Annotated in this window: 19 protein-coding genes; 6 read left to right on the forward strand and 13 right to left on the reverse strand. The window is 66.3% G+C overall.

Annotation, left to right across the window (positions count from 1 at the left end; translation table 11 throughout):
• Window positions 1–46 precede the first annotated feature (46 nt).
• The 8 genes from OKA11_RS19150 to OKA11_RS19185 all read right to left on the reverse strand — a co-directional run bounded on the left by OKA11_RS19150 (window position 47) and on the right by OKA11_RS19185 (window position 9,236).
• Window positions 47–1,108: an NAD-dependent epimerase/dehydratase family protein gene (locus OKA11_RS19150; protein ID WP_267223286.1), complete on the reverse strand. Its 1,062-nt coding sequence runs from the start codon at window positions 1,106–1,108 to the stop codon at window positions 47–49.
• Window positions 1,101–1,775 (reverse strand): HAD family hydrolase, encoded by a 675-nt coding sequence (locus OKA11_RS19155; RefSeq protein WP_267223288.1) that lies wholly within the window; start codon window positions 1,773–1,775, stop codon window positions 1,101–1,103. The genes OKA11_RS19150 and OKA11_RS19155 overlap by 8 nt, the downstream gene beginning before the upstream one ends.
• Entirely contained in the window at window positions 1,772–3,652 is a 1,881-nt protein-coding gene (locus OKA11_RS19160; protein WP_267223290.1) for a thiamine pyrophosphate-binding protein, read from the reverse strand. Before OKA11_RS19160 ends, OKA11_RS19155 begins: the two co-directional genes overlap by 4 nt.
• Window positions 3,653–3,655: 3 nt before the next feature.
• A complete protein-coding gene (locus OKA11_RS19165) occupies window positions 3,656–4,513 on the reverse strand; it encodes an aldolase/citrate lyase family protein (RefSeq protein WP_267223292.1) in 858 nt (285 codons plus the stop codon).
• Window positions 4,510–6,084: a lipopolysaccharide biosynthesis protein RfbH gene (rfbH, locus tag OKA11_RS19170; protein WP_267223294.1), complete on the reverse strand. Its 1,575-nt coding sequence runs from the start codon at window positions 6,082–6,084 to the stop codon at window positions 4,510–4,512. The genes OKA11_RS19165 and rfbH overlap by 4 nt, the downstream gene beginning before the upstream one ends.
• Window positions 6,081–7,268 (reverse strand): CDP-glucose 4,6-dehydratase, encoded by a 1,188-nt coding sequence (gene rfbG / locus OKA11_RS19175; RefSeq protein WP_267223324.1) that lies wholly within the window; start codon window positions 7,266–7,268, stop codon window positions 6,081–6,083. The genes rfbH and rfbG overlap by 4 nt, the downstream gene beginning before the upstream one ends.
• Window positions 7,268–8,047, reverse strand: coding sequence for a glucose-1-phosphate cytidylyltransferase (gene rfbF / locus OKA11_RS19180; protein ID WP_142632621.1), 780 nt, complete (start codon window positions 8,045–8,047; stop codon window positions 7,268–7,270). The genes rfbG and rfbF overlap by 1 nt, the downstream gene beginning before the upstream one ends.
• Before the next feature lie 280 nt (window positions 8,048–8,327).
• Entirely contained in the window at window positions 8,328–9,236 is a 909-nt protein-coding gene (locus tag OKA11_RS19185) for an ROK family protein (protein ID WP_267223297.1), read from the reverse strand.
• A 134-nt stretch (window positions 9,237–9,370) separates the two neighbouring features.
• Between OKA11_RS19185 and OKA11_RS19190 the strand changes: the two genes are divergently transcribed.
• The 5 genes from OKA11_RS19190 to msrA all read left to right on the forward strand — a co-directional run bounded on the left by OKA11_RS19190 (window position 9,371) and on the right by msrA (window position 16,378).
• Complete coding sequence (locus OKA11_RS19190) at window positions 9,371–10,672, forward strand: MFS transporter (RefSeq protein WP_267223299.1); 1,302 nt, start codon at window positions 9,371–9,373, stop codon at window positions 10,670–10,672.
• Between the two features lie 71 nt (window positions 10,673–10,743).
• The gene (locus OKA11_RS19195; protein WP_267223300.1) at window positions 10,744–11,811 is read left to right on the forward strand and encodes a LacI family DNA-binding transcriptional regulator; all 1,068 of its coding nucleotides are present in this window, start codon (window positions 10,744–10,746) and stop codon (window positions 11,809–11,811) included.
• 234 nt (window positions 11,812–12,045) lie between these two features.
• Complete coding sequence (locus tag OKA11_RS19200; protein WP_267223301.1) at window positions 12,046–13,752, forward strand: Hsp70 family protein; 1,707 nt, start codon at window positions 12,046–12,048, stop codon at window positions 13,750–13,752.
• Window positions 13,749–15,587 carry a hypothetical protein gene (locus OKA11_RS19205; RefSeq protein WP_267223303.1) on the forward strand — a complete coding sequence of 613 codons (1,839 nt, stop codon included), beginning with the start codon at window positions 13,749–13,751 and terminating at the stop codon, window positions 15,585–15,587. Before OKA11_RS19200 ends, OKA11_RS19205 begins: the two co-directional genes overlap by 4 nt.
• Window positions 15,588–15,703: 116 nt before the next feature.
• Window positions 15,704–16,378: a peptide-methionine (S)-S-oxide reductase MsrA gene (gene msrA / locus OKA11_RS19210; protein WP_267223305.1), complete on the forward strand. Its 675-nt coding sequence runs from the start codon at window positions 15,704–15,706 to the stop codon at window positions 16,376–16,378.
• A 99-nt stretch (window positions 16,379–16,477) separates the two neighbouring features.
• Here the strand turns inward: msrA and OKA11_RS19215 are convergent, their stop codons facing one another.
• From OKA11_RS19215 to OKA11_RS19225, 3 genes are read right to left on the reverse strand one after another with little or no spacing between them, the layout of a single operon-like run.
• The gene (locus OKA11_RS19215; protein WP_267223307.1) at window positions 16,478–17,668 is read right to left on the reverse strand and encodes a BaiN/RdsA family NAD(P)/FAD-dependent oxidoreductase; all 1,191 of its coding nucleotides are present in this window, start codon (window positions 17,666–17,668) and stop codon (window positions 16,478–16,480) included.
• Window positions 17,665–19,293 (reverse strand): NAD(P)/FAD-dependent oxidoreductase, encoded by a 1,629-nt coding sequence (locus OKA11_RS19220; RefSeq protein ID WP_267223309.1) that lies wholly within the window; start codon window positions 19,291–19,293, stop codon window positions 17,665–17,667. The genes OKA11_RS19215 and OKA11_RS19220 overlap by 4 nt, the downstream gene beginning before the upstream one ends.
• Before the next feature lie 52 nt (window positions 19,294–19,345).
• Window positions 19,346–20,074: a Crp/Fnr family transcriptional regulator gene (locus OKA11_RS19225; RefSeq protein WP_267223312.1), complete on the reverse strand. Its 729-nt coding sequence runs from the start codon at window positions 20,072–20,074 to the stop codon at window positions 19,346–19,348.
• A 259-nt stretch (window positions 20,075–20,333) separates the two neighbouring features.
• On the opposite strand from OKA11_RS19225, the gene OKA11_RS19230 reads away from it, so the two are divergent.
• Window positions 20,334–20,834 carry a pyridoxamine 5'-phosphate oxidase family protein gene (locus tag OKA11_RS19230; protein ID WP_267223314.1) on the forward strand — a complete coding sequence of 167 codons (501 nt, stop codon included), beginning with the start codon at window positions 20,334–20,336 and terminating at the stop codon, window positions 20,832–20,834.
• 78 nt (window positions 20,835–20,912) lie between these two features.
• On the opposite strand, the gene OKA11_RS19235 is transcribed toward OKA11_RS19230, so the two are convergent.
• Together OKA11_RS19235 and OKA11_RS19240 are read right to left on the reverse strand one after the other, a co-directional pair.
• A complete protein-coding gene (locus tag OKA11_RS19235) occupies window positions 20,913–21,332 on the reverse strand; it encodes a response regulator (protein ID WP_267223316.1) in 420 nt (139 codons plus the stop codon).
• Between the two features lie 70 nt (window positions 21,333–21,402).
• Entirely contained in the window at window positions 21,403–22,071 is a 669-nt protein-coding gene (locus OKA11_RS19240) for a sigma-70 family RNA polymerase sigma factor (RefSeq protein WP_267223318.1), read from the reverse strand.
• Window positions 22,072–22,547 lie beyond the last annotated feature (476 nt).

Raw genomic sequence — 22,547 nt, forward strand, 5'->3', positions numbered from 1 at the left:
CTCGCCAGCCACCCTCGCTCATCGACCCATTCCCCTCCGTTGCGCGCTACCGTCCGTGCCCGGAGAACGCCACGTTCCCCCCGGGCGTCGCCGCGCTGCCATGGCGCGCCAGCCAATCCGCCGTTTCGGCCACCTGTTCCGCGAGCGGCACGGCCGCCACGCCGTAGTGCTCCAGAAGATACGCGTAGGCGGCGCCATCCCCGTGATAGCGATCCACCGCCGGATCGGTGACCGGCGCGCGCAGGTACGTCACCCCTGGCCAGCCGGAGGCCACCGTACGCGCCACCGTTTCCAGTTCGCACGGCTCGCCCCCGCTTTCGAACACCGTCACCGCTGCCCCCCGCGTGTCGCCAAGCAAGGCGATGGCCAGCGACAGCAGTTCGCGAATGGCGACATAAGAACGGACCACCAGGCGCGGGCTGCGCACCACCACCGGCCGCCCGGCCAAGGCATCACCGATCAGCCCCGCAAGCGCGTATCGATCGTGCTTGTTGATGTAAGGCCCGGAAAGACTGAAGATCCGCGCGATCGCCGCTCGGCGACGCTGGTGCGCATCCTGCTCCGATTGCGGTCCGCGGCCATAGACCCAGTCTACGAAGCGCTCCTCCTCCTCGCGCTTCATCGCCCCGTAGAGACCGAGCGGACTTTCCCCTTCCGCGTCGGCAGCAGCCAGACCCGCCGCGCCGGAACTTGCCACGAACACCGCTTCGCAGCCGATCGCATCCAGGCTTCCCAGCACCATCCCGGTGATCTTGCGGCAGGCCGCGCGGTAATCCTGCGCCGACATCGCCTCGGCCCGCTCGCGCGTGAGGAAGGCATAGTGTAGCAACCAGGTGGGCTGCGATGCAATCGTGGTGAGAGCGCGCAAGGGCAGCTGCGTCACCTTGCGCCCGCTGCGCAATGTCAACGTGCGCCTGCCCGAGCCGAAGGCCAGTACGCGCCCCGCAAAGGCCCCGCCCAGCACCGCTTCCAGCAGTTCCAGCGTAGCCAGTCCCAGCCATCCGCCCGCCCCTGTCACAACGATCCGCCGCCCGCTCGCCAGCAGCGTTTCGGCCGCAGCCATGTCGAGCCCCGGGAACACGCGGGGAGCCGGCACGAAATCAGCCATAGCGCCGTGCCTCCTCCGGCTCGAGCAGCGCGATGATGGCCCGCGTCACATCGCCAAAGGTCGCAAAACGCGGGCTCGGATGGGGATCCCACCCCTCCTGCGCATACCCCCAGGCGGCAAACAGGAACGGCATCGCCAGCGCATGGGCCACTTCGTGATCGACCTCGCTGTCGCCCACGAACAGGCACTGCGAGGCACTTGCCCCCAGCCGGTCGAGCGCCAACCCCAGCAGGTCGGGCTCGGGCTTGGCACGCAGCCCCTCACGCCCGCCCACCACGCAATCGAACAGCGGCGCTATCCCGGTATCGCGCAGGACCGCATCGCACAGGTTCTGCGGCTTGTTGGTGCAGATCGCCAAAGACAGCCCGGCCTGGACCAGTTGCTCCAGCCCTTGCCGCACCTGCGGATAGAGATCCGTTTCCGGCGTCCGGGAGTGGGCATAACGGCGGCGGAATTCGGCGAGATCGGCATCGGCGTCGAGGCAGGCATCCCCCATCAGCCCCCGCACCAGCGGTTTGCCGCCACGACTGATCAGGGTGCGGGCGCGGCGCTCATCAAGGCGGCGCGGCACGCCGCGGTCGGCCAGCATCTGCTCGACGATGGTCATGCAGGCGCGGCAGGAATCGACAAGCGTTCCATCCAGATCGAAGATCACATGGCGGATCATGCCGCACCCTCCGCCAGCGGCGCATGCAGGCCCATGGCACGAGCCAGTTCCTCACGCGGGAGGAACGGCGAGAGGTCTTCGAGCGCAGGCGATTCCATCGTCCCGTCGGCGAGACGGCGCGACGACAATTTCGGCGCGAAGTCCTGTCGCTTGTCGAGCATGACCTCGCACAATCGCGGCCCATCCCCCTCCAGCACCGCACGGATCGCTCCGGCAAGCTCGCCATGCGTGTCCACTCGCCGCGCCGGGATGCCGAACGCCTCTGCCACGCGGGGGAAGTCGGGGAAAGTCAGGCCGCTGTCGGGCCCGCAGCCCACCACCCGGTCCGGGAAGTGGTTCTGCTGCGACTGGCGGATCGAATGATACCCTTCGTTGTTAAGCACGAAGAGCTTGATCGGCAGGCGCAGCCCGCCGATCGTCTGCAATTCCTGCAGGTTCATCATGATCGACCCGTCTCCGGCCAGACAGACCACCCGCCGCGCACCGGAGGCAACGCAGGCGCCGATCGCCGCCGGCAAATCGTAACCCATCGAGGCGCAGCCCGAATTGGTATAAAGCCGCTGACCCGCCTGCAACCGCGCGGCCTGGAACACGGTGACGCAGGCCGTGCCGTCGGCAGTCACGACAATCTCGTCCCCGGCCAGTTCCTCGAACAGAATTTGCGTGAAGACGTAAGGATTGATCGGGCTTTGCCAGTCCCGATACTCGGGCAAGACCACCGGGTAGCGCGCGGCCCGTTCACGGCTCCACCTCAGGAACCGCGCCCGCTCGGCACTGCGGTCCATTTGATGCCCCGGCTCCGGCAGGCCGATGCGCGCTGCCGCCGCAAAAAAGTCGCGCAGATCGGCGTGGACCGGGCGGTGCAGGGAAAGCGTGGGCTTGGCCAGTTCGGCGCGGTCGATCTCGACCATGGCCACGCGCGCGTGGCGCGCCCAGGCCTTCCAGTTGTAGCTGATCTGGCGAATGTTGAGACGGCAGCCAAGCACCAGAACATAGTCTGCCGTCTGCACCGCAAAGTTGCCGCCCCGGTCTCCCACCGTGCCCGGCCGTCCGACATAGAGCGGATGGTCGTCGGGCACCGCATCATGCGCGTTCCAGCCGGTCACCACCGGCACCCCGCGTTGCTCTAGGAACTCGAGGAATTCCTGGTGCACACCGGCGATGCGCACGCCGCTTCCGACCAGCACGACCGGCCGCTCGGCCCCGTGCAGTTCCTCCAGCAACACCTCCACCTCGCGCTCCAGCGGCTCCCCGCGCAAGGCACCGCATTCGGCGGTGGTATTGGCCGCCTCTCCCCAGTCTTCCTGCTCAGCCGGATCGTATCCGACCAACGCATCGGGATCGACGGGAGCGGCCTGCACGTCGATCGGCACATCGATCCAGACCGGCCCCGGTCGGCCCCGCCGAGCCAGATACAGCGCCTTTTCCACCACCTTGCGGGTCTGCAGAGGATCGTCGAGCCGCACCGCAAACTTGGTGATCGGCCGCACCATCGAAACGATGTCGACTTCCTGATCGCCCAGTTGCCGCAGAGCGATCGGATAGCGATTCGCACATGTCTCGCGCTTCACCTGCCCCGAGACGACCACCATCGCGATGGAATCGACATAAGCGCCATAAACCCCGTTAAGCGCGTTAACCCCGCCCGGGCCGGTCGTGACATTCAGCGCAGCCGGACGTCCCGAAAGCCGGCAATAGCTTTCTGCCGCGATCGCCGCAGCCTGCTCGTGATGGCAGAAATGCAAGGCCAGCCCCGGCGCCCGCCCGAAAGCATCGTTGAGGTGCATCGCCCCCCCGCCGGTGAGCATGAACATGTCGGCGATACCATGCTCGACCAGCAGGCGGGCGATCAGATCGGCAACGCGGACCTGCCCCATGGTTCAGGCCACCGCGGAACGCGGAGCAACCAGCGGTCCGGTGTGCGTACCAGCCACGTGCACGGCTTGGGCTTCGTCCGGGATGGCCGCCTGGCGCGCTTCCATCATAGCGATGCGCGAGAGGTCTTCGCCGGCGATCATGCCGTAGAAGTCCCGCTTGTTGCGAAGCCAATCGAGTTCGAACGCGATCGCCAGCTCCATTCCGCGCGCCGCATCGCGTCCGTCGAGAACGGCCGCATCGAAGATGACCTTTCGTGTCTCGAAACGGTCCAGCCGAACCTCGCGGACCCGGCGCAGCGGCTCGATCGCCTCTGGGTTGACCCCGCCCCCGACCACCAGTTCCACCCCGCGCCGCCGTGCCTCCTCGGCGACCTCCACGACATAGCGGGTCATCTCGTCGCTGTTCACGAAGTCCCGCTTGAAACCCATCGACCCGGCAAAATCGACCCGTCCGAACACCATGCCGACCCGGCCGACTTCCGCCTTGGCGCCGATCTCGTCGAGATGGCCGAAGGCGTAGCGGGTCTCAACATTGAACAGGAAGCGGGTGTCGGCCTGTTCATCGCGCGCGAAGACCTTGTCCTTGGCAGCGACGTACTTCGACAGCGCATAAGGCGTCTCGACCATGGGGGCGATAACGTAGTCGACGCCGAACTGCCGCGCCTCGATCAGGTCGCGCACCGCTTCGCAGCCGCCGATCTTGAGGCCGACACCCAGGTCCGCCCGCCGTGCGATCTCCAGCAGCCGCAGCAATTCATCGCTGCGGGTGCCTTCGGCCTCAAACTCCGCCTTGACCGCAATGACGCCATGGTCGCGCGCAGCCTTGAGGGTTTCGAACATCGCTCTTTCGGTCTGGTTCACTGTGCTCTCCTCTCGTCATGGGCTTGGCGGCCCCGTTGCGATGAGCCGGCAACCTTCCCGCAGCCGCGCAGGAAAGCCGCCATGGTCTCGACGGTGTAATGGAGGTGCGCCGGTTCAAGCCCGGGATAGAGGCCGATCCAGAAGCAGTTGGTGGTGACGAGATCGGCATTCGCCAGGCTGCCCGAGACCCGGTAATTTCGGCCCTTCATGTAAGGCTGCCGCAGCAGGTTACCGCCGAACAGCAGCCGCGTACCGATCCGGTGCGCGTCGAGATGCTTGACCAGGTCATCGCGTGCCACGCCGCTTTCCGGACGAATGGTAATCGGATAGCCGAACCACGAAGGGTCGCTGCCCGGCGTTGCGCGGGGGAGGATGAAGACATCCTCGAAGGGCGTGAGCATTTCGGTCAGCAGCGCGAAATTGGCGCGCCGCGCGGCGATGAAATCCTCAAGCCGATCCAGTTGTGCCAGCCCGACGGCCGCCTGCATGTCGGTGATCTTCAGATTGTAGCCCGCATGGCTGTAGGTATACTTGTGGTCGTAACCCGCCGGCAGGCTGCCAAGCCGGCGCGCGAAGCGCTTGCCGCAGGTATTGTCCATGCCCGGCGCGCACCAGCAATCACGTCCCCAGTCGCGCATGGATTCGATCACCCGCTTCAACCGGGGCTTCTGCGTGAACACCGCGCCGCCCTCGCCCATGGTGATATGGTGCGCGGGATAGAAGCTGAGTGTGCCGATATCGCCGAAGGTACCGACCCCGCGCCCCTGCTCCTTCAAGCCGTCTCCATGCCATGTCGCGCCGAGGGCATCGCAGCAGTCCTCCACTACAAAGAGCCCGTACTTGCGCGCCACCCGCATAACTTCATCGAGGTCGAACGGGTTGCCCAGCGTATGCGCCAGCATGATGGCGCGGGTGCGGTCGCTGACCGCCGCCTCGATGCGTTCCGACAGGACGTTGTAGGTAGGCACGTCGAGGTCCACGAAGACCGGCACCAGCCCATATTGCAACGCGGGGTTCACCGTGGTCGGAAACCCGGTGGCAACGGTGATGACTTCGTCACCGGGCTTCAGTGCCTCGTCCCTCAGATAGTGCGAGGTCAGGCTGGACAGTGCCAGAAGGTTGGCCGAGGAGCCCGAATTGGTCGTGAGCACATGAGCCACCCCCAGTTGCCTGGCCAGACGTTCCTCGAAGGCGCTGTTGAACCGTCCGGTCGTCAACCAGAAGTCGAGCGCGGATTCGACAAGGAACTGCATCTCCTGCGCTCCGTAGACCTTGCCCGAAACGGGAACCGGGCTCTGTCCGGGAACGAACGGACGCGGCGCGTGGAAGCGGCGGGCATAGTCGCCAGTGAGGGCAAGAATGCGCGCGCGCAGTTCCGCTTCATTGCCGCCGCCATCACCGCCGCCATCACCGCCGTCGTCGTTGCCCTCATTGCACCGACCCTCGACACGCTCCGCTTCCCGCGAGGTCACTTCGCAAGGCGCACCTTCTTGGGCAAAAAACATCCCGGATACAGCTGTGCCATCGCTGCGCGCCAGGTCGTTCACGGGCTCCGTCAGCGGATTGGTCATGACAGGTATCCTTCCACGATCGCTTCGCCCCCGCCGTGCGCGCCCTCGGGCACGCTGCCGGTTCCGTGGCCGACCTCGGCGCAGGGCACCGGGGCGATCTTCCCCTCGGGCAATCCGGAATGGCGGCAAAAGCTCTCGATCTGCCCCAGCATGATCTCGCAGGCATCACCGCCGCCCCACACCAAACGATGCCAGTCCACCACGAAATCCAGTGCCGCAGCGAGATCGAGCCGGGGATGCCAGCCTAGTTCGCTGCGGGCCCGCGCACAGTCGAGCTTGAGCACTCCCGCCTCGTGCGGCGTGGTGCCCGCCGCTACTATGGGCGTGTCCCAGCCAGGCGCACCCCAACGCTCGGTCAGGCGATCCGCCACCCAGGCAACCGGGCGAACGTCGGTCTCTGCCGGGCCGAAATTCCATCCCGTCGCCACCTGCGCGTCCCCTGCCAGCATCCTTTCGGCAAGGATCAGGTACCCGTGAAGCGCATCGAGTACGTGCTGCCAGGGCCGGATCGCCGCCGGGTTGCGGATCATCGGTCGCCGTCCCGCCGCCAGAGCACGCAAGATGTCCGGCACCAGCCGGTCCTGCGCCCAGTCGCCGCCGCCGATCACGTTGCCGGCCCGCGCTGAGGCGACCAGCACCTGAAGGCCTGACGCACTGTCTCTGCCAAAGAAGCTGCGCCGCCACGCCGAGATCGCCAGTTCGGCGGCGCCCTTGCTGCTGGAATAGGGATCGTGTCCGCCCATCGCGTCGTTTTCACGATAGGGCCAAGGCCACTCGTTGTTCTCGTAGCATTTGTCGCTCGTCACGCAAAGTACCGCGCGCAGCGAAGGAAGATCACGGCATGCGTCGAGCAGATGAACGGTGCCCTGCACATTGGTGGCCCATGTCTCCACGGGCGTGCGATAGCTTTCGCGCACCAAGGGCTGCGCGGCGAGATGGAATACCAGTTCCGGATCTGCCGTGCGCAAGGCCATGCCAAGCCCCTCGCGGTCGCGCAGGTCACCCTCGACATGATCGATCCGGCTTTCCAGCCCCGCCTGCCGGAACAGCGCGTCCCCTTGCGCCGGCAGCGCAAAGCCGGAAACCTTCGCTCCCATCGCATGGAGCCAGAGCGCCAGCCAGGCGCCCTTGAAGCCCGTATGCCCGGTCACCAAAACCCGGCGGCCGTGCCACGCCGACGGCATCACCAGCGCTTCCATGGGGCACCTTTCTGCCAGTGATCCTCCAGCGTCTGACGATCGCGCAGCGTATCCATCGGTTGCCAGAAGCCGCGGTGGACATAGGCGGCAAGATCACCATCCTGGGCGAGCGTTTCCAGCGGCTCCCGCTCCCACAAGGTATCCTCGCCATCGATCAGGTCGATCACTTCGGGCTGCAACACGAAAAAGCCGCCATTGATCAGCCCGCCGTCCCCTTCAGGCTTTTCGCGAAAGCCGGTGACGCGCGCGCTGCCCAGCGCAGCATCGAATTCCAGCGCACCGAAGCGTCCTGGCGGCGCCACGGCGGTGATCGTGGCCCGGCGTCCATGAGTCCGGTGAAAATCGATCAGCGCACCGATATCGACATCGGAGACACCATCACCATACGTGAAGCAGAACGGTTCCTCATCCTCGAGGTAGTGGCGCACGGCACGCAGCCTGCCGCCGGTCTGGGTATGGGCGCCGGTATCGACCAAGGTAATCCGCCAGGGCTCACACCAGTTTCGATGAACAGCCACATGGTTGTTCGCGAGATTTATCGTCACATCCGAGGCGTGAAGAAAGTAATTCGCGAAAAATTCCTTGATTACGTATCCCTTGTAGCCAAGGCAGATTATGAAATCATCGACACCGAAGCTCGAATATATTTTCATGATGTGCCAGATGATCGGCATCCCGCCGATTTCGACCATCGGCTTGGGCCTGACGACGGTTTCCTCCCCCAGTCGTGTGCCCAGTCCGCCTGCAAGAATGACAGCTTTCAACGAACCGCCCCCGCCGAAGACGGGCTGAACACGCCAAGTAAATCCCTGAATGGAATTCCGCTTTTTCAGCCCTCAGGCACAAAAGCTATCGGCAAGCGTGGAAACGACTCAATCGACAGTTCATCCGAATTGAGGCTAACAGCCACCTTTCCAACCAAGCCCCGCCGCATTGATTGCTGCACGGCAGCATGGCGCTGCCGCCAGCGCGGAAGTCCAGGCAACCTCCGTTACGGATATATTTGGCACCGCTGGACACCATTCGCCCCTTCCCCGAGGCGAATCAGGCTGCCGCCCCCACGATGAGCGCGCCCATCGGCCCGGCATCGTCGCCCAGTGCCGGCGGCACGCAGATCCGTTCCAGCGCCTCGGCCGTGCAATCGCGCAGATAACCGCCCAGCAGCGCCGGCATCAGCGCCCGGGCCGCAGGCAGGAGATGCGGCTGGCGATTGGCCACGCCGCCGCCGACAACGATGCGCTGCGCGGAAAGCGTCAGCACCAGCATGGCCAGAAGCTCCGCCAGGTCACTGGCCGCTGCCCCCCATGCCGGATCGTCAGGCCGAACCGCGCCGGGATGGCGGCCGAACCGTGCCGACAGCGCCGGACCGCTCAGCAGCCCTTCGATGCAGTCGCCATGGAACGGGCAGGCCCCGGCGAACCCGTCGCCCGCCGCACGGCGCAGGCGCACATGGCCGACTTCGGGATGAAGCAGTCCGTGGACCGGCGAGCCATTGACCAGCACCCCGACGCCGACGCCGGTGCCCACGGTGATGTAGACTGCCGTCGGACAGTCAAGCGCCGCGCCGAAGCGATACTCCGCCAGCGCTGCGGCATTGACGTCGGTATCGAGACCGACCGGACATCCGAGCGCACGCTGCAGCACGCCAGCAACATCCGCCCCCGCCCAGCCGGGCTTCGGGGTGTCCAGCATGAAACCAAAGTCGCGCGCCTCGCGGGCAACGCGAATCGGCCCGAAACTGGCGATGCCCAAGGCAGAAACCTGACCCGCCTGGCGCCATGGCCGGATCGTCTCGATCGCACGGCCCAGCGTCTCATCCGGCGTAGTGGTCGGATATTCGATCCGCCGTTCGATCGCCCCGGGACAGCCAAGCACGACGACCGTCTTGGTGCCCCCCAGTTCGATCCCGGCGACCGTATCCACGCGGCCCGGCTCTCCATTGATACCTGTCATGCCCGCGCTCCTGCCAGCGTCCACGTCCACTCACAAGCCGCCCTACGAGCAGGCGCGTGAAACCGCGCCCTTTCCGCATCTCCACCTAGCATGCAAGGAGCGCGCTGCTGACGGTTTTCTGGCAGGGAAGCGCGATGAAGCCCCGACTTCCCCTTGTTCGCATTCTCGAAATGAACCTGGGCTTTTTCGGCGTGCAGTTCAGCTTCGGACTGCAACAGGCCAACATGGGGCCGATCTACGCCTATCTCGGCGCCAGCGAGGCGGCGATGCCACTGTTATGGCTGGCAGGCCCGATGACCGGCCTGCTTGTCCAGCCACTCGTCGGAGCGCTCAGCGACCGTACGGTCTCGCCGCTCGGCAAGCGGGCACCCTGGTTCCTGCTCGGCGCGGCGATCTGTTCGGCCTGCCTTTTCGCGATGCCCTACAGTTCTGCGTTATGGATGGCGGCGGGGCTGCTGTGGCTGCTCGATGCCGGCAACAACATCACCATGGAACCCTACCGCGCCTATGTCGCCGACCGGCTCGACGCGGAACAGCAGGCGCTCGGCTTTCTCACCCAGAGCGCCTTCACCGGCCTCGCCCAGACGCTGGCCTATCTTACCCCGTCCCTGCTTTCCGCAATGCTCGACCGTGCCTTGCTGGATGCCAATGGCGTTCCCACCGCCGTTCGTCTGGCCTTCGCGCTCGGCGCGCTGATCTCGCTGACGAGCGTGCTCTATTCGATATGGCGCGTACCCGAATTGCCCGTGCCGGCACCGCCCGACGACATGAAAGCCACCTGGCGCCCGCTGCTGGCCGAGATCACCGACGCCCTGCGCGAGATGCCGCCCGCACTGCGGCAGCTGGCGCTTGCGATGCTGTTTCAATGGTATGCGATGTTCGCCTACTGGCAATATGTGCCCTTTGCGCTGGCCCGCTCGCTCCATGGCACTTCGGATGCGCATTCCCCGGCTTTCCGCGCTGCCGTGATGACTGCCCAGCAACTCGGCGCCTTGTACAACTTCGTCGCCTTCGCCGCCGCGCTTGCCATGGCCCCCGCGGTAGGCCGCTACGGCGCGCGCGGTGTCCAGACCATCTGCCTGGCCGCTGCGGGACTGGCCATGCTGGCGCTGCCGTCGATCACCTCCCCGGTATGGCTCATCGCCCCGATGCTGGGGATCGGCCTGGGGTGGGCAGGCATGATGGGCAACAACTACGTCCTGCTGGCCGCCGCGATTCCCGCCCGCCGGACCGGGGTCTACATGGGTCTTTGCAATATTTTAATTGTCCTCCCGATGCTGTTGGAGACAGTGACCCTGCCCCTGCTCTACGAGCCGGTCCTGCGCGGGGATCCTCGCAAGGTGCTGGTTCTGGCGGGGCTGCTCCTGCTTGCCGGGGCGCTGGCGATGCGTTTCGTGGGCACGAAACCGGATCCAGCCGAACGACACCAGGCCTGAACCACCGCCGGAAGTTCTTCCGGGCGGCGTTTCAAGCTGTTAAGATCGAACTATACGGAAAATTGGGGGATATGGCAGGACACAACGATCGCGACCGGCGCAGCGACGCACCTCGCGCGGAAACCGGCGCCCGGGGCGAAGTGCGCACCCTGGCCGACATCGCGCGGCTGGCTGGCGTATCCGCGGGCACGGTATCGCGCGCGCTGGCCGGCAAGTCGCTGGTCAATGTCGAAACCCGCGAACGAATTCGCGCGCTGGCACGTCAGCACGGCTTCCGCCCCAATCAGATGGCCAGCAAGCTGCGCTCGCGCCGCACCGGTGTGATCGGCGTGGTGATCCCGCTCGGCCATGAAAAGCGCCAGCACATCTCCGATCCGTTCTTCCTCACCCTGCTCGGCCATCTGGCCGACGAACTGACCGAAAGCGGCTACGACCTCATGCTGAGCCGTGCGATCCCCGACGGGACAAGCGACTGGCTGGAACGCATGACCGGTTCCGGCATGGTCGACGGGGTCATCATCATCGGCCAGTCGAACCAGTTCGATGTGATCGAACTGGTCGCCGCCACCTATCGCCCGCTGGTGGTCTGGGGTCACTGCCGCAAGGGCCAGACCCACTGCGTGGTCGGCACCGACAACGAGGCCGGCGGGCGCCTTGCCGCCAGGCACCTGATCGAGGCCGGCGCACGGCGATTGATCTTCCTGGGCGATACCTCCGGGATCGAGATCGCCACCCGCTTTCGCGGCGCCGCCGCCGCCGCCCAGCAGGCCGGCGTGCCGTTATCGCATGTCTCGGCGGGGCTGGCGGGCGAGGAGATGGGCCCCCAGATCCGCGCCGCGCTTGCGGAAATGGACCTTGGCATCGACGGAATCGTCGCCGCTACCGACCTTATCGCCATGTCGGCGCTGCGCACGCTGCATGAAACCGGACGCAGCGTACCGGACGATGTCCAGATCATCGGCTTCGACGATCTCCCGCTCGCCGCGCAGACGATGCCACCGCTGACCACGATCCGGCAGGAAATCGCGCTTGGCGCCAGGCGCATGGTCGAACGGCTCAAGGCCCGGATCGAAGGCGAAGGCGCCCACAGCCTCGTCATGGAACCCCGACTGGTGCGCAGGGCCAGCACGCGCGGGTAATGAAGCCACTCCCACTCCAATGCCCACCGCATGCGTCATTTTCGTTCGTCTTTTCAGTGTGCTTGCAGGAATTCGCCACTTGCCCCTTTCGAACCTCCAACCTTGCCGCTAAGCATTTCGGATGAGGGCGGGCGCCCCCGCTGCGGCTTGGCGGCCGTGCCGGGCAAGGCAACCGGGAAATGACGACATAGAGGGAAGGACGAGCGTGACTCGGGACCTTGGCGGCGAGGCGCAATGCTGATCGGCATCGATCTCGGGACGACCAACAGTGCAGCGGCAATCTGGCGCGACGGCGAAGCGCAGCTGGTGCCCAATGCCCTGGGCGATCTCCTGACCCCTTCCGCCGTCAGCATCGCGCGGGACGGCCAGGTGTGGATCGGCCGCGCCGCGCTCGACCGGCTGGCGACCTCGCCCGATGATACCGCCACGAGCTTCAAGCGACGAATGGGCACTGCCGCCAGCACCCGCCTCGGCGGCAAGGACTATGGCGCTGAGGACCTTTCGGCGCTGGTGCTCGAAGCGCTGGTCAAGGATGTCGAGGCGCTGACCGGCGAGAAGCCGACCGAGGCGGTCATCACCGTCCCGGCCTATTTCAATGACCGCCAGCGCAAGGCCACCCGCCGCGCCGGCGAACTGGCGGGGCTGACCGTGCGCCGCCTGATCAACGAGCCGACCGCCGCCGCACTCGCCTTCGGCCTGCAGGACAAGGGCGACCGCGAACCGTTCCTGGTGTTCGACCTGGGCGGCGGCACGTTCGACGTCTCGGTGGTCGAGATGTTCGACGGCATCATCGAAGTGCGCGCCTCGGCAGGCGACAATCGCCTCGGCGGCGACGATTTCGACGAAGCGCTGATCGCCCATGTGCTGCCCCGCCTCGATCCCGACGAACGCCTCACCGCCCTGCCCGCCGACCATCGTGACACCTTGCTCAAGCGCGCTGCCGAGATCTGCCGGCGCGCACTCACCACGGCTGCCGAGGCGGAATTCACGGTGGTAGTTGGCGACAGCCGGCTTACCGCCAGCGTAACCGAAGCCGCGTTCGAGACGGCCTGCGAGCCGCTGCTGCGGCGGCTGCGCGAACCGGTGGTGCGGGCCCTGCGCGACTGCGCGATCGACGCTGCCGAACTGTCCGAGATCGTGCTGGTCGGCGGTGCCACCCGCATGCCGGTGGTGCGCCGCGCGATCACCCGCCTCTTCGGACGCTTCCCCAACTCCTCGGTCCATCCCGACCATGCCGTGGCGCTCGGGGCGACGATCCAGGCCGGACTTGCCGCGCGCGATGCCGCGCTCGACGAGATCCGCATCACCGACGTCTGTCCCTTCACGCTGGGCATCGAAGTGGCCGAACAGGACGGCCACGGCGGTCTCCAGCGCGGCCTGTTCTCACCGATCATCGAACGCAACACACCGGTGCCGGTCTCGCGCGTGAACACTTATTCGACGCTGGCGGACAACCAGAAGAAGCTGGAATTCGGCATCTACCAGGGCGAGGCGCGCGAAGTGCGCAACAACGTCAAGCTGGGTGACATGACCATCCCGGTACCGCCGCGTCCGGCCGGCGCGATCTCGGTGGAAGTGCGCTTCTCCTACGACAGTTCCGGCCTGCTGGAAATCGACGTCCACGTTCCCGAGAACGGCGCATCGCGCAATCTCGTGATCGTTGACGAGGAAGACCGGCCCGACCGCAAGGACATCGAGAAACGCCGCGCCGCGCTGGCCGCGCTCAAGCACCACCCACGCGAAGAAGCCGCCAACGTCGCCCTGATCGCCCGCGCCGAACGCTGCTACGAGGACCACATCGGCGATGTCCGGCAGGCAATCGGCCACTGGATCACCCAGTTCCTCGGCGCACTCGACAGCCAGGACCCGCGCCGCATCGCCGATGCCGGGGCGATGCTGGGCAGCCGTCTCGACGAAGTCGAAAGCGTCACCCCGTTATGAGCGGCCGCCCTCCCTGGTCCCTGCTCGGCATCGGACCGACGGCCGATACTTCCGCGATCCGCAAGGCCTATGCCGAGAAGCTGAAGGCAATGGACGTCGATGCCGACGTTTCCGGCTTCGCGCAGCTGCGCCAGGCCCGCGACCTCGCCTTGCGGCTGGCGCGCTCGCTGGAGGAAATTGCACCGGACGGGGACGCACAACCCGCCGGAGGCGACGACAGCGACGGGATTGAGGACGCCGCAACCGATGCGCCCGAAGCCGCCGCCGCTCCGGCACGCTGGACGTTTGCGGCGCCCGAGCTGCCCGGCGCCTGGCAGGAAGATCCGTTCTTCCCCGCCTCATCGCTCGCCACCCGCCCGGCCGAGCCCGATGCCTCGACGATGCTCGAACGCATGGCCTGGGCTGCTGCTGCCGCGCGCGAGGCAGGACACGGCGGCGTCAGCGGCGCCGGCATCCCGCTCACCACCATCGACCCCTTCACCGCGCCGCTGCTGTCGGGAAGCCTCGTCGGCGACGATGCACTGGGCCTGCGCCCCGGCGAAACGCCCGCCGAGCGCCTCTCCATCCTGCTCGATCCGGAGCGCGAGGATGCCGGCGAACCGCTGAGCGAGTCGGAGGCCCGCCAGGCCACCCGCGCCTTGCGTGCGATCCTCGACGAAGCGACCCACGCGCACATCACCCGCCAGCAACAGATCGAGGACTGGCTGGCCGAGATCCTGGCCCGGGGCTGGCCGCGTTCGGCGCCGCTGCTCGAGGATGCCAATCAGGCTTTCGGTTGGGAACGCGAATGGAGCGCCCACGATGCCCGCCCCGCCGTGCAGTTCCTCGGCGCACGGCTGCGCGGCTACCGCTTCCAGCAGAACGTGCTCCAGCCCGGCCACAAGTTCCACAAGGCCTGGAACGAACTGGTCCGCCCCGGCAAGGCAGGCCCGCTGCGCATGCTGGGCGGCCCCGCGCAGGGCGACGTCGACGCCCTGCTGCGCGGCGTGCGCAAGCATTTCCCCGAACTGGAATCGCACTTCGCACCGGAACGCGTGGCCTCCTGGGAAGGAGGGAATCCGATGCTCACCGGCCTGCTGGTGCTGCTGGGCATCATCGCCTTTGCCATCATCGTCGCCATTGCCGACAGCAAGTCGCCCTCACCTTCCGCCTCGCCCGCGCAGCAGAGCACCCCGCTCGGGGCCGCAAACGAGACCCAGGACGGGCCTGCCCGCGACGTGATGCAGTCCTCGGTCAAAGCAGCCTTCGGGCCGGGCCATGACCCGGCCTGGCTGTGGAAGACCCAGCCCGAACTGGCGCAGACCTTCACCGCCAACGTGATGAGCGGGCTGCGGGCCGACGAGGATCCCGCGACCATCGTCGACAAGACCGTCGCGATCGTCCGCCTGCGCGGCTACCTGAACGGCCGCGAACTGGACGGGCCGTTGTTCGAACAGACCATGCACTTGCGGCTGGCCCAGTTGCGTGCGGCCCAGAAGGATGGCGAGAGCACCTGCCAGCAACTCGGCGATTCCGGCTGGTTCGATGGCGCCCTGCCGCTCTCCGCCAGCGAGCGCGAGGCCGAGCGTGTCTTTTCCGCGCGCATGGCCGAGGAAAACAAGCTCATCCAGCCGTCGAAGTCCCGACAGCGCACCGCGATGGTACCGGGTGAACTCATCGGCAGGGTCATCAAGGCAACCGGCCTCACCCAGACCAAGGTGGCCGCCGCCATGCAAGGCCGGGGCACCAATGCCAATCGCTGCGCGGTGGCCGTCGCCCTGCTCGATGCGACGCTGGAGTGGAAGGAGATGAACAAGAAAGGCGGCGACCGCCGGGCGATCCTCCAGACGCTTTAGAGCGTTTTTCCGAGACACTGCGTGTTCCACTCCGTTCGAAAAACGCTCTAGGCCATCTGTAACCGGATGGCCGAGCCAGGCGAATTCCGGTGACGCAGAAGCCGGGAGTCGCTGCGATGCCGTTTCGCCCTGCCCAATTCGTTTCCGTTATCGCCCTGCCGCTCGCCGCGCTTGCGCTGAGTTTCGCAGCGCCGCACGGCGAGCCTGCAGCCGCAGCCCCGCTACCGGCGCCGCCTGCCGAGGCACTGCGGCCCTCAGGCCGGCAGGTCGCGGTTCTGGCGGGCGGCTGCTTCTGGGGCATGGAAGGCCTGTTCGAGCATGTCCGCGGGGTAATTTCGGTAACCTCGGGTTATGCTGGAGGCCCGCGCGACAAGGCGAACTACGCGGCTGTCTCCAGCGAGACGACCGGTCATGCCGAGGCGGTGCGGATCGTCTACGATCCCGCAAGGATCAGCTACGGCCAATTGCTGCAGATCTTCTTTGCCGCCGCGCACGACCCCACGCAAGTGAACGGCCAGTATCCGGACCGGGGGCCCAGCTACCGCTCGGCGATCTTCCCGCAAAGCCCGGCGCAGCGCCAGCTCGCCGCCGCCTATATCGTCGAATTGGGCAAGGCCCGCGCCTTCGCCCGCCCGATCGCCACCCGCATCGAGAACGGCGCCTTCTACCCCGCCGAAAGCTGGCACCAGGATTTCATGCGCAGGAACCCGGACAACAGCTATATCCAGCGCTGGGACAAGCCGCGCGTGGCGCAGCTAAAGGCGAAATTCCCTCAGTTCTACGTGAGTTAGAGCGTTTTCTAATCAGGTGGAATCGCCTGATGACTCGGAAAACGCGTAAAACCAAAATTTTGGAGCAGTTGATCCAATGCAATCGGATCGGAAACTGCTCTAAATCGCGAGTCCTGCCGCACGGGCGCTCGCCCAGGCCCACTGGAAGTTGTAGCCACCCAGCCAGCCGGTGACGTCCACCGCCTCGCCGATGGCAAAGAGACCGGGCACCTTGCCCGCCTCCATCGTCTTCGAGGACAGTCCGGCGGTGTCGATGCCGCCCGCCGTCACTTCCGCCTTGGCAAACCCTTCCGAGCCATCGGGCAGGAACGGCCAGCGCGCCAGCCGGGCTTCGGCGGCGGCCAGGGCTTTGTCGGTCATCGCCCCCAGTTCGCCGGTCAGGCCAAGTTTCTCGCAAAGCACATCGGCCAGCCGCTCCGGCAGGCCTTCGGACAAGACCTTGCGCAAAGTGGTGCGCGGGCGTTCGCGCTTGAGATCCCGCAACCAGCCCTCGCCGCGATCTGGAAGGAACTGCGTGGTCACGGTGTCGCCGCGCTTCCAGTAGCTCGAGATCTGGAGGATCGAGGGGCCCGAAAGCCCCCGGTGGGTGAACAGCGCGGCCTCCCGGAACGCCGCCCTGCCGGCGCGTGCGATCACTTCGGTGGAAACGCCCGAGAGATCGCGGAACAGCGCCTCCTCGCCCGGCAGGGTCAGCGGCACCAGCGCCGGGCGCGGCTGGACAACCTTGAGGCCGAACTTGCGCGCCAGATCGTAGGCGAACCCGGTCGCCCCCATCTTCGGGATCGACGGCCCGCCGGTGGCGATCACCAGCGCCTTTGCGCGCGCGCTCCGCTCGCCGAAATCGACGCGGTAGAGCCCATCCGCGTGGCCGATCTCGCCCAGCGCCTCGCCGCAGACCAGTTCGACATCGCCCTTGGCACATTCCTCTAGCAGCATGGCAACGATCTGGCGGGCCGAGCCGTCGCAGAACAGCTGGCCCAGCGTCTTCTCGTGCCAGGCGATGCCGTAGGCTTCCACCATCTCGATGAAATCGGCAGGCCGGTAGCGGCTCAGCGCCGACTTGGCGAAATGGGCGTTACTGGAAAGATAGCGGTCGGGCGCGGTATCGACATTGGTGAAGTTGCAGCGCCCACCACCGGAAATCAGGATCTTCTTGCCCGGCTGCTCGGCATGGTCGAGCAGCAGCACGCGCTTGCCGCGCTGCCCCGCCGTCGCCGCGCAGAACAGACCCGCCGCACCAGCACCCAGCACGATGGCATCGTAAGGCTCATGGCCGTGAAGCGGCGTCATTGTGCGACGGGAACCAGTTCCAGCGCCAGTGCCTCGGCCACGCGAATGCCGTCGACAGCGGCGGAGAGAATGCCGCCTGCATAACCAGCACCCTCGCCCGCCGGATAGAGCCCGCGGGTGTTGAGGCTCTGGCAATCCTTGCCGCGGGTGATGCGCACGGGCGAGGAGGTGCGCGTCTCCACGCCGGTCATCACCACGTCAGGGTGGTCGTAACCGGGAACCTGGCGGCCGAATACCGGCAGCGCCTCGCGGATCGCCTCGACCACGAAGTCGGGCAGGCACTGCTTGAGGTCGGTCAGGTGCACGCCGGGCTGATAGCTCGGGGTAACGACGCCGAATTCGCTCGAAGGCCGGTCGGCCAGGAAGTCGCCCAGCTTCTGGCCCGGCGCCTTGTAGTTGGAGCCGCCCGCCTTGAAGGCCAGTTCCTCGAACTTGCGCTGGAACGCGATGCCCGCCAGCGGATCGCCGGGGTAATCCTCCTCGGGGTTGATATCGACCACGAGGCCGGAATTGGCATTGAACTCGGCGCGCGAATACTGGCTCATGCCGTTGGTGACGACGCGGCCTTCCTCACTGGCAGCAGCCACCACGCGCCCGCCCGGACACATGCAGAAGCTGTAGACGGTGCGCCCGTTGGAAGCCTTGTGGGCAATCGAATAGGCCGCCGCGCCAAGGATTTTGTTGCCCGCATTGGGGCCGTAGCGCGCGGTGTCGATCCAGCTTTGCGGGTGCTCGATACGCACACCGATGGCAAAGGGCTTGGCCTCGATATAGACACCGCGGTTGTGGAGCACTTCGAAGGTATCGCGTGCCGAATGGCCGACCGCCATGATGACGTGGCTGGCGGGCAGGAACTCCCCGTTCGAGAGGTGAAGGCCCTTGAGGCGGCGGGTGCCGTCGGCATCCTCTTCCACCGCGAAGTCATCGACGCGGGTGCCGAAGCGATACTCGCCGCCCAGCTGCTCGATCGTCTCGCGCATCGAAATCACCATGGTGACGAGGCGGAACGTGCCGATATGCGGGTGCGCTTCGGTGAGGATATCGTCGGGCGCACCGGCCTTCACGAATTCGGTCAGGACCTTGCGGCCGAAATGGCGCGGGTCCTTGATCCGGCTGTAGAGCTTGCCGTCCGAGAACGTGCCCGCACCGCCCTCGCCGAACTGCACGTTGCTTTCGGGATCGAGCACCGAGCGGCGCCACAGGCCCCAGGTGTCCTTGGTGCGCTCGCGCACGGCCTTGCCGCGCTCGATGATGATCGGGCGGAAGCCCATCTGCGCGAGGATCAACGCTGCCAGCAGCCCGCAGGGACCGGCGCCGATGACCACCGGACGCGGCCCTTCGTAAGTCGCGGGCGCATGGGTGACGAACTTGTAGCTGGTGTCGGGCGTGGGCCGCACGTGCTGGTCGCCGGGATGAGCGGCGAGCACGGCAGCCTCATCCTTCACCGCCAGATCGACCGTGTAGACCAGCTTGATCGCGGACTTGCGCCGCGCGTCGTTGCCCCGGCGCACCACGGTGAGCCGCTCGAGATCCTCAGGCACGATACCGAGGCGCGCGCAGACGGCGGCCTCCAGGTCGGCCGGTTCATGGTCGAGCGGCAAGGCAAGATCGGAAAGACGTAACATGCGCGCGCCCTTATACCCGTTCGGCGCGCGGCGCCACGGATTTGCGCCTTTCTCAGCCTTCCGGCGGATAGACCCCGGCCAGAACCGCGTCGAAATGCGCGCGGATGGCATCGTTGCAGCGACAGGCGCGGGCATCGAGCGCGGCGCGGTCCAGCACGCTGATGCCGCCTCGGCGGGTGCGCAGGATGCCGTCCCGCTTGAAACGCTGGAGCACGCGGCTGGCATAGCTGCGGCCGATCCCCATCATCGAGGCCAATTGCTCCTGCGTCATCGTCACGTCGTTCCGCCCGATCCGGTCGATCGCCGTCCCCAGCCAGCGCGCGGCACGCTGCTCGATAGTATGGACGGCATTGCAGGCGGTAGACTGGAAGACCTGCGCCATCACGCAGTCGGCATAACGGGCAAAAAGATGGGCAATCGCAGGCGACAGGCGCTTCACCTCGCCCAGCCGCTCGGTGCCGATCCGCCAAAAGCGCCCGCGATGGAGCACGCTGGCACGCGCGAAGGACGGCAGGCTACCCTGGCTTACCACCCCGCCCAGCGCCCCTTCCCGGCCGACCAGCAGGGTCTCGACCAGTTCATTGCCATCCATTTCGACAAAAAAGGAGCAGATCGCCCCGCCACGCGGAAAATAGCAGAATTCCACAAGGTCGCCGGGACAATAGAGCACCTGGCCCGCCGCATATTCGACGTCTTCGAGAAACGGCACCAGCAAGTCCCGGTCGGCAGGCCGCAAGGCCCCCAGCAGATCGCTGTCTTCAAGACTGGCGATGGCACCCATAAACAATTTTCCCTGATCCATTTTTCTGCGACGACCTGAACGTCCCGGCCCAAGAATGGATCAGCGCCGGACCACGCGAACGAGCGGGAAACGACACCTGCATGCGGGGACGCACCCCCGACAACCGAAGCCCTTTGCCATGGTTCCCGCTCGGCTGGTCGCAAATCGACGAAACGCACCGCGCATGCGGGAACGGACGGAACGACCAAGGCGTTGGCGGAATATTCACAATCTCGAACAAGCCCGGAAAGGACGCGCCATGGCCCCCAATGTGCGCCAGACGTTCTGGAAAGCCTTCGCCGCCAACCCCGTCGTCATGATCCGGCTGGAGGGTGACGCCGGCCGCGGCGCCTCCCACGGCCAGCCCCATTGCGAAGCCCACAGCGAACCGATGACCGCTCTGCTGGACCGCGATGCCCATCACGCCGTCTGGTTCGTCTGTCGTCGCGACAATCGCATCGGCAAGGGAGGACGGGCCACGGCGCAAGTCATGACCCTGGGGCACGAAGTCTTCGCCTCGCTCTCCGGCACGCTGGTCGAGGAAACCGATCCTGCGGCACGCAGCCGTCACTGGAGCCAGGTCGCCGAAGACTGGTTCCCCCACGGGCATGGCGATCCCGCCGTCACCATGCTGCGTTTCGAGATCGAGGACGCCGAAGTCTGGACACTCGATGCCGGGATCAAGGGCCTGTTCCGCCTCGCAACGGGCGGCACTATCGATCCTGCACGCATCGGCGAACACGAGACCGGTGTCGTCTGACAGCTGAAAGCGCCGGGACCGTCCCGGCTTTCGCGGCATTCCACTAGAGCCATGCCGTCGTTGCGGGACGCCCCCGGCCTACTCGGCGCGCCGGAGCGCTTCCAGCTCCCGCGGGCGGGCACTTTCCGGGCATCCCGCCAGAACATAGGCCACGGCCGAGAGAATGCCCTCGCGCGAGAACGGCTTCTGGACGATGCCTACCGCCGTCGGCGCGGGCTGGTCGATCTGGCCGGGATTGGCGGTGACGTAGATGACGCGCGCACCGAACTTGACCGCGATTTCGCGGGCGATCGCCGGGCCGGTCAGACCGTCGCGCAAGTTAAGATCGACCAGCGCCACGTCCGGCGCCTCGCCCAGCAGGGCGACCGAGGCCGCATCGGGATAAGTGCCAAGGACGGCATGCCCCCCATCCGCGAGGATGTTCTCGAGTTGGAGGGCAAGCAGAAATTCGTCTTCGACGATGAGGACCTTGGCGCTTCTTTCCCCGAGGGGAACCAAGGCCTCTCCGGCTTTTACAGTCTGGCCCAAGAGAACGTTGTCCTTGCAATCCAGCGCGTCACCCGACCTGTCATGCGGCGATTTGCTCCGCACCGTCGGCAACGGCGTCCGTATTGGCGATCCTGCGCAACTCTTCGAAGAAGGCGTCGACCGCCTCTCCCGTCAGGACAAAATTATGGCGGAAATCCGGGAGCTGGCCGGATTCGAGAACTTTCGCCAGCATCGCGCGAGCGCGGCAGATACGGCTCTTCACGGTGCCCAGCGCGATGCCGCAGATCCGGGCGATCTCCTCGTAGGACAAGTTGCCCGCCGCCACCAGGATCAGCGCCTCGCGATAGGTTTCGGGGATAGTCGTCAGCGCACGCAGCACGTCGGCCAGTTCGATTGCACTTTCCTGGCCGGGCTCGGCGCAGAGAATACGCTCGGCGGCAACTTCGTCGTACTCGCCATGGAATCGGGCGCGACGCGCTTCGCTGTAGAAATGGTTGCGCAGGATCGTGAAAGTCCACGCCTTGAAGTTGGTGCCCGCGGCGTAACGATCGCGCGCGGCCCATGCCCGCAGCATCGCCTCCTGAGCAAGATCGTCGGCGCGGTCGCGGCAGCCGCACAGGCCGCGCGCAAAGGCGCGCAGGTGCGGGGCCACTTCGGCCAGCGCACGCTTAAAGTCGCGGTCGTCGAGCCGCGCGACAGGCTCCTGAGCCGGCTTGGCTTCGGCGACGGTCTCGGTGGTTGCAGGCATCTGGTTACCCTCCATGTCTGTTCACGCAGCGATTGTTTGCGCTGCCGCTGCCCAGGTGTGATGTGCCGTTCCTCTGTTCCGGCCCATCGCTCCGAGCAAAGCGGTTCCCCACTCGGGATCAGTGCCGTGAAAACGCGGCCAAGTTGCAGAAAGTTCCCGGGAAAGAGCTGCCATCCGCAACGACCCGCCGCACCAGGCAAGCAACTCACCGGCGGATGACCACAAACGGACGCGCCGGAATGCAGACCGGCGACACCCTTCAGCGCCGTTTCAGGATCAGTGCTGCGAAAAAATGCACGAAGCGGCGGGAACAAACTTCCGCCTCGAAATTTGAGGCCTCCGTCCACCTGTTACGGTGAGCGGAGGCCTGCGGGATCGGATCACCACCAGTTTGCGGGGGGGGGGGGGGGGGCCGGGGGGGTAACCCCTGGAAAGCCGCCGCCGGGGATCGGGTCCCTGCCTGGCCCGGTATGGGA

It is taken from the genome of Novosphingobium clariflavum (genome assembly GCF_026420865.1).
Classification (GTDB): Bacteria; Pseudomonadota; Alphaproteobacteria; order Sphingomonadales; family Sphingomonadaceae; genus Novosphingobium; species Novosphingobium clariflavum.

Bases quoted from the DNA above. Each gene is read 5' to 3' on its own strand.
- OKA11_RS19205 (WP_267223303.1), top strand. From the start codon at position 13,749: ATGAGCGGCCGCCCTCCCTGGTCCCTGCTCGGCATCGGACCGACGGCC.
- OKA11_RS19220 (WP_267223309.1), bottom strand. From the start codon at position 19,293: ATGTTACGTCTTTCCGATCTTGCCTTGCCGCTCGACCATGAACCGGCC.
- OKA11_RS19225 (WP_267223312.1), bottom strand. From the start codon at position 20,074: ATGGGTGCCATCGCCAGTCTTGAAGACAGCGATCTGCTGGGGGCCTTG.
- OKA11_RS19230 (WP_267223314.1), top strand. From the start codon at position 20,334: ATGGCCCCCAATGTGCGCCAGACGTTCTGGAAAGCCTTCGCCGCCAAC.
- OKA11_RS19200 (WP_267223301.1), top strand. From the start codon at position 12,046: ATGCTGATCGGCATCGATCTCGGGACGACCAACAGTGCAGCGGCAATC.
- OKA11_RS19240 (WP_267223318.1), bottom strand. From the start codon at position 22,071: ATGCCTGCAACCACCGAGACCGTCGCCGAAGCCAAGCCGGCTCAGGAG.
- OKA11_RS19190 (WP_267223299.1), top strand. From the start codon at position 9,371: ATGAAGCCCCGACTTCCCCTTGTTCGCATTCTCGAAATGAACCTGGGC.
- OKA11_RS19160 (WP_267223290.1), bottom strand. From the start codon at position 3,652: ATGGGGCAGGTCCGCGTTGCCGATCTGATCGCCCGCCTGCTGGTCGAG.
- OKA11_RS19215 (WP_267223307.1), bottom strand. From the start codon at position 17,668: ATGACGCCGCTTCACGGCCATGAGCCTTACGATGCCATCGTGCTGGGT.
- msrA (WP_267223305.1), top strand. From the start codon at position 15,704: ATGCCGTTTCGCCCTGCCCAATTCGTTTCCGTTATCGCCCTGCCGCTC.
- OKA11_RS19195 (WP_267223300.1), top strand. From the start codon at position 10,744: ATGGCAGGACACAACGATCGCGACCGGCGCAGCGACGCACCTCGCGCG.
- OKA11_RS19185 (WP_267223297.1), bottom strand. From the start codon at position 9,236: ATGACAGGTATCAATGGAGAGCCGGGCCGCGTGGATACGGTCGCCGGG.
- rfbH (WP_267223294.1), bottom strand. From the start codon at position 6,084: ATGACCAATCCGCTGACGGAGCCCGTGAACGACCTGGCGCGCAGCGAT.
- OKA11_RS19155 (WP_267223288.1), bottom strand. From the start codon at position 1,775: ATGATCCGCCATGTGATCTTCGATCTGGATGGAACGCTTGTCGATTCC.
- rfbG (WP_267223324.1), bottom strand. From the start codon at position 7,268: ATGCCGTCGGCGTGGCACGGCCGCCGGGTTTTGGTGACCGGGCATACG.
- OKA11_RS19150 (WP_267223286.1), bottom strand. From the start codon at position 1,108: ATGGCTGATTTCGTGCCGGCTCCCCGCGTGTTCCCGGGGCTCGACATG.